7 protein-coding genes are annotated in these 4,728 nt (G+C 58.0%); 2 read left to right on the top strand and 5 right to left on the bottom strand.

The annotated features are described in order from the left end of the window. Nucleotides 1-166: 166 nt before the first annotated feature. Nucleotides 167-1,051 carry an oxygenase MpaB family protein gene (locus EET67_RS25035; RefSeq protein ID WP_128628877.1) on the bottom strand — a complete coding sequence of 295 codons (885 nt, stop codon included), beginning with the start codon at nucleotides 1,049-1,051 and terminating at the stop codon, nucleotides 167-169. Between the two features lie 250 nt (nucleotides 1,052-1,301). On the opposite strand from EET67_RS25035, the gene EET67_RS25030 reads away from it, so the two are divergent. Together EET67_RS25030 and EET67_RS25025 are read left to right on the top strand one after the other, a co-directional pair. Further along, a complete protein-coding gene (locus tag EET67_RS25030; RefSeq protein ID WP_128628879.1) occupies nucleotides 1,302-2,042 on the top strand; it encodes a DUF2726 domain-containing protein in 741 nt (246 codons plus the stop codon). Nucleotides 2,043-2,147: 105 nt separating this feature from the next. After that, on the top strand, nucleotides 2,148-2,981 hold the full coding sequence (locus EET67_RS25025) for a protein NO VEIN domain-containing protein (protein ID WP_128628876.1): 834 nt from the start codon (nucleotides 2,148-2,150) through the stop codon (nucleotides 2,979-2,981). A 113-nt stretch (nucleotides 2,982-3,094) separates the two neighbouring features. Here EET67_RS25025 and EET67_RS25825 read toward each other — a convergent pair whose 3' ends face one another. The 4 genes from EET67_RS25825 to EET67_RS25010 all read right to left on the bottom strand — a co-directional run. Continuing rightward, nucleotides 3,095-3,235 carry a hypothetical protein gene (locus tag EET67_RS25825; RefSeq protein WP_165900044.1) on the bottom strand — a complete coding sequence of 47 codons (141 nt, stop codon included), beginning with the start codon at nucleotides 3,233-3,235 and terminating at the stop codon, nucleotides 3,095-3,097. A 28-nt stretch (nucleotides 3,236-3,263) separates the two neighbouring features. Then, nucleotides 3,264-4,097, bottom strand: a complete 834-nt coding sequence (gene soxA, locus EET67_RS25020; RefSeq protein WP_128628878.1) for a sulfur oxidation c-type cytochrome SoxA — start codon at nucleotides 4,095-4,097, stop codon at nucleotides 3,264-3,266. 69 nt (nucleotides 4,098-4,166) lie between these two features. Then, nucleotides 4,167-4,493 carry a thiosulfate oxidation carrier complex protein SoxZ gene (gene soxZ / locus EET67_RS25015; protein WP_128628875.1) on the bottom strand — a complete coding sequence of 109 codons (327 nt, stop codon included), beginning with the start codon at nucleotides 4,491-4,493 and terminating at the stop codon, nucleotides 4,167-4,169. Between the two features lie 22 nt (nucleotides 4,494-4,515). After that, a partial coding sequence (locus tag EET67_RS25010) for a thiosulfate oxidation carrier protein SoxY (RefSeq protein WP_281011009.1) occupies nucleotides 4,516-4,728 on the bottom strand: 213 nt, incomplete at its 5' end.

Here is a 4,728-nt window from a genome sequence, read left to right as displayed (position 1 = left end):
TCCTTGTTGAAGAAGCCCGTCATGCTCTGCCGCCACCGCACGACGCTCAATGCAAGCGCGACGTCTGGCCAGTGTCCTCTACCTCAACCGCAGGCGCCCTCCCGCGCAGCGGTTCGTTCGTCGGTCCCCCTTAGGACTCAACAACGTTCGGCAGGCCGACTTGAGCTCAGCGTCGGTAGAGAAACGTCGGTGCCAACCCCATCCTGATCGACGCTTGCGCCGGCGGAGCGTCTTGGAGTGGCACGGCATCGGCGAGCCGGCCAAAACCTCGCACAAGAGCGCCCCCGGTGCGGTCGAGCATATAGTCAGAAAGTGCCAGCTTCTCTCGAATGTGGGAGGGGACAATATCTACAGCTGCGCGCACTAGGAGGCGCTGTATTGGGCTCGCGGCAGGTGCGATCGGCACGTTCCCCATTATCTCCAAGAACTCGAAAATGATGTCGGAACGCTCCAGCGTCGACTCGTAATCCGCGAGCATGCGCCACCATTGATCAGTTGAGCACGGCGCGTTCATTGCTCCATAAAGGCGGGCGGCAGGCGCGGCCTCCAGAAATGCTTGGGACATTTCATGTTGTGTGAGAGGTCTCGCAAAACGGGAATAGGCCTCAATGAAACCGAAGGATGCTGTTGCTTGAACCCAGTTCAGCAGGCGTGGGTCGTTGGCGTGGTAAGAAGTGCCGTTCGGTGTTAACCCTGTAACCTTGGAGTGGATCTTCACAATCCGCGAGATCATCATTTCGGCGTCACTGCGCGGTCCATACACGGTCATCATAGCCGCGGCTCCAGTGCGGCGCAGACGCGTGAGGGCATCAGTACGGAACGTGCTGTGGTTCCAGACACCAGAACGTACCGACGGTTCGGCCAGTTCCAGAATGACAGCGGCCACACCTCCAACAAAAAGAGTGACGGGATTCTTGAATATTCGCCACGAGATGGAGTCTGGCGCAGTGAGCGCACCTTCGCCTAACGGCCTCGAGAAATCGAACTCCATGCCTCGGGGTGGCTTCATCAAATCAGCGAACGGGGAAGTTAGTTTGCCGAGAACCGCCATACTCTACTCCAACCATTTGTGCTTGGAGATGGGTGCGCTCGACGGATAATCAACCTCAACGTAAGATGGAAACTGCCGCCAATAGCAACAGCGGCTACGGCACCTATCGGCCACTCTTCACCGCAAAGCTGCCGATCCGCTTCCAGCCCCAAAATCCACATACCTATTCTATGGTATCCCGAGTGCTATTCGACTCATTTTGAGCGATCTAGTTCACCTATCGGTGATCTTGCTGCCGTATCCTGCATTTATGCTCCACGAGTATTTTGATCTCGCCGAATCCGATTCACTGATTCTAGTGTTGATCATCAGTGCATTTGTTGGTGCGGCAATCGAGCGGTTTCGGGCACACTTGCGAAGACAAGCGTGGAAGCGGCACAATCGCCGGAAATGGAAACAGCCGCACATTAAAACCAGCTCCGGATCTGGAGAGTTGCCTGGAGCGCTCACGTCAGTTGTCTCAAAACCCGTCGATGCAGCCGATCAGCTACGCATCGTGATGGGAGCCGAGTTCTCCATCCAACCCTTGTTGAATAGAAGCGAGGCGCGCGTTTTCCGGGAATTGGACCACATGGTTATAGCGCGCAATCCAAATTGGCAGGTAATGGCGCAAGTGTCCCTGGGCGAAATTCTGCGCAGTCGCGATAGCGAGGCGTACAAATGCATCAATTCAAAACGGGTCGATCTTCTCCTCATCGACGAAAAATGCCGGCCGCGCCACGTCGTCGAATATCAGGGCGGAGGTCACCATCAGGGAACGGCGGCTGCCCGTGATGCTGTGAAAAAGGAGGCTCTCCGACGGGCCGGCATCGGCTATTGCGAGGTGGTTGCCGGTCAAACGACGCCGTCGGAACTTAGACGGCTGATCGAGAAGCTTGTTGAACAACCGACGTCGGATTTAACAGCTGTCGATCAAGATCGGTCGGGCACGATAGCGACGGCAGCACTTGGGATCGGCCAGTCACACGGTTCGACTCTTGACGCGGGCTAGCGGAAACCAATTTCTGCCCCTTGATTGCGACGACTAAGCGGCGAGCCTCCCATTCTCGTACAAATCCAGCCTGACAACATCTGACACACAGGCTAAGCTCGAAGCATGGCGACGGTGGATTGGTCAGACAGCGAGAACAATGCGATCGTCGCGGACTATTTCGCCATGCTTACCATGGAACTGGCCGGGCAATCCTTCAGCAAGGCGGAACGAAATCGAGAGCTGCAACGGCTGATCGGTCGTGGCCGTGGATCGATAGAATACAAGCATCAGAATATCAGCGCGATCCTGAAGGGTCTTGGCGAGACTTGGATTGATGGCTACAAGCCCGCCTTCAACTATCAGCAGTCCCTCGAGCACGCCGTTGTCCGCTGGCTTACTGCCCACCCTGACTGGCTCATGCCCGTCCATCCCCTCCGATCCACAAGGCAATTCAACGATCCCGTTGCGCTGTGGATCGGGCCGCCGACGACGATGTCGAATGCGCCAGAGCCTGCCGAATTTGAGCAGACGATGGCGATTGCGAAGCGCTATGACGTTGCCGCGCGCGACGAACGGAATCGCGCGCTTGGCCGCCGCGGTGAGGAACTGATCGTACAGCACGAACGGATAGTGCTGGCCAATGCAGGGCGCCACGACCTGGCCGAGCGAGTGCGATGGATATCGGAAGAGGAGGGCGACGGTGCGGGATACGATATCGCATCCTTTGACCGTGATGGTAGCGAGCGATTGATCGAGGTGAAGACGACCAACGGCTGGGAGCGTACGCCGTTTAATATATCAAGCAACGAGCTTGCCGTTGCCGTCGGTCGGCGGACGGAGTGGTGTCTCCTCCGGCTATGGAACTTTGCGCGCGAACCGAGGGCTTTCGAGCTCCGGCCTCCGGTCGATGCGCATGTCGCATTGACGCCGACGAGCTTCCGAGCGAGTTTCCTTTAGTCAACCTCTTGCGGTCACTCGTCGCCTTCGCTGCGGTCGAGCATCCTCCGGGTCACCTTCGCTCACCTGGAAAGGGGCGCTTGCCTATACGAGCGGCAGGGCGGTCGGCCACCCTACGATCCGGTCGAGATGCTGAAGATGTTCGTGATCAGACCGTGAACTATCTCCCAGACGAACGCACCGAGCTCGCCGAACTTGAGCAGTGTCATGCCGGAGAAACCGCTCGGAGATGACGCAGCGGTAAGCTCCGTCATCTCCAGTTCATGATGTATCCGTTCAGATTCAGTGCCGGACGGCGGGCGTCTCCACAGAAAGACCGGTTCCGCGCCATGTCACATAGAGCTCGAGGGCCATCAACTGATCCGAGAAGGCCGCCGGCATTTCCGCCCGTGTGTCGCGGGTACAGCCACGGAAGCGCGAATGAAGCGAAACCATGGCTGCCTGCTGGAAGCGGTAAGTCGGGAAACCGTTGATCTGACCCTGACTTAAATGATCCGCACGAATATGCTTTCCCATGGCCGTTTCATGGCAGGACGCGCAGGAGAAATTGAGCTGCCCGGTCCTTGTGTAATAGGCTTCCTTGCCCTTGTCCCACCAGCTTTGCAGTTCACCCTTGCTCAGATCCACGGAAACCGGCATGCCCAGTGACTGATGCTTGATATAGGATGTCAGCGCAATCTGCTGCTCGGAATCGAACTTATAGGCCTCCGCGCCCATGTTCTCGACGCGGCATTTGTCGATCTGCAATTCGATATTGATCGGGCGCTTGGCGTCGGCATCCCATTTCGGATAGTCGGCGGCGATGCCCTTCATCGTCTCGGCCGCATCATTGTGGCAGGACGCGCAGGATTGGCCCTTGCTGCCATCAATTGTATTCCAGATTTCCTCGCCGCGCTCCACGGCCAGCATTCCCGGATTGGCGAAAGGATCGGCTTCCGTCGCCCTGGTTTCAGCCTCCCGGAAAAGCCAGCCCGAATATATCTCCTCGAACGGAAGGCCTTCCGTCGCCTTGGTGCGTGTCGTGATGTCCACACCATCGATGGACAGCGTATCATCCACCGGATCAGCCAGCACCGGCAATGCGACCGCCGACGCAAGGATCACCCCTGCCGCCATGGCAGCAAATTTCTTTCTCACGGCCTTCCTCCCCCATTTCTCCGCGACACAGGGCCTTGCCCGCCGCGCTTACTTCACGTCGATCTTCTGTTCGTCGCTATAGACCGAGCCGTCATCGTCGACCCAGGTGAACTTGAACGTGCCGGCTTCGTTGACCTTGGCGTTGAACTCGAAATACGGGTTCGCCGAGACCGCCGGATCGATGTCGCAGGAGAACACCGGCGCGCCGTTGAACTCGCAGGTGAACTTGTTGATGATCTTGCGCGGGATGGTGTTGCCATCCTTGTCCTTGCGCTGGCCGGATTCCATCTCGTGACTGATCAGCGTCTTGATGGTGATGACCTCGCCGGCAGCAGCCGACTTGGGCAGTTTTACGCGTGGTTTCGGAGTAGCCATCTTTATATTCCTTCCTGAGCACTCAGCCGCCGCAGCCGCCGATGGTCACCTTGACCTGCTTCTTGTCCATGAACACCGAGCCGTCGGCCATCTTGGCCACCGCGATCACGTTCTGCGTCTTGGCCAGGCGCATGCGTGTTGTGGCGACGGCCGCACCGCTTGCCTCGGTGAAATTGAAGGTCGCAACCGCCGGATTGGGGTTGCCGTCGGCCAGGATGATCACCGACTGCACCAG

Source organism: Borborobacter arsenicus (assembly GCF_003934165.1).
GTDB lineage: Bacteria > Pseudomonadota > Alphaproteobacteria > Rhizobiales > Rhizobiaceae > Pseudaminobacter > Pseudaminobacter arsenicus.
This window is presented reverse-complemented; position numbering and strand designations above follow the sequence as displayed.

Excerpts from the sequence above, each read along its gene's own strand:
- EET67_RS25035 (WP_128628877.1), bottom strand. The coding sequence starts at position 1,051 with ATGGCGGTTCTCGGCAAACTAACTTCCCCGTTCGCTGATTTGATGAAG.
- EET67_RS25030 (WP_128628879.1), top strand. The coding sequence starts at position 1,302 with ATGCTCCACGAGTATTTTGATCTCGCCGAATCCGATTCACTGATTCTA.
- EET67_RS25025 (WP_128628876.1), top strand. The coding sequence starts at position 2,148 with ATGGCGACGGTGGATTGGTCAGACAGCGAGAACAATGCGATCGTCGCG.
- EET67_RS25825 (WP_165900044.1), bottom strand. The coding sequence starts at position 3,235 with ATGACGGAGCTTACCGCTGCGTCATCTCCGAGCGGTTTCTCCGGCATG.
- soxA (WP_128628878.1), bottom strand. The coding sequence starts at position 4,097 with ATGGCGGCAGGGGTGATCCTTGCGTCGGCGGTCGCATTGCCGGTGCTG.
- soxZ (WP_128628875.1), bottom strand. The coding sequence starts at position 4,493 with ATGGCTACTCCGAAACCACGCGTAAAACTGCCCAAGTCGGCTGCTGCC.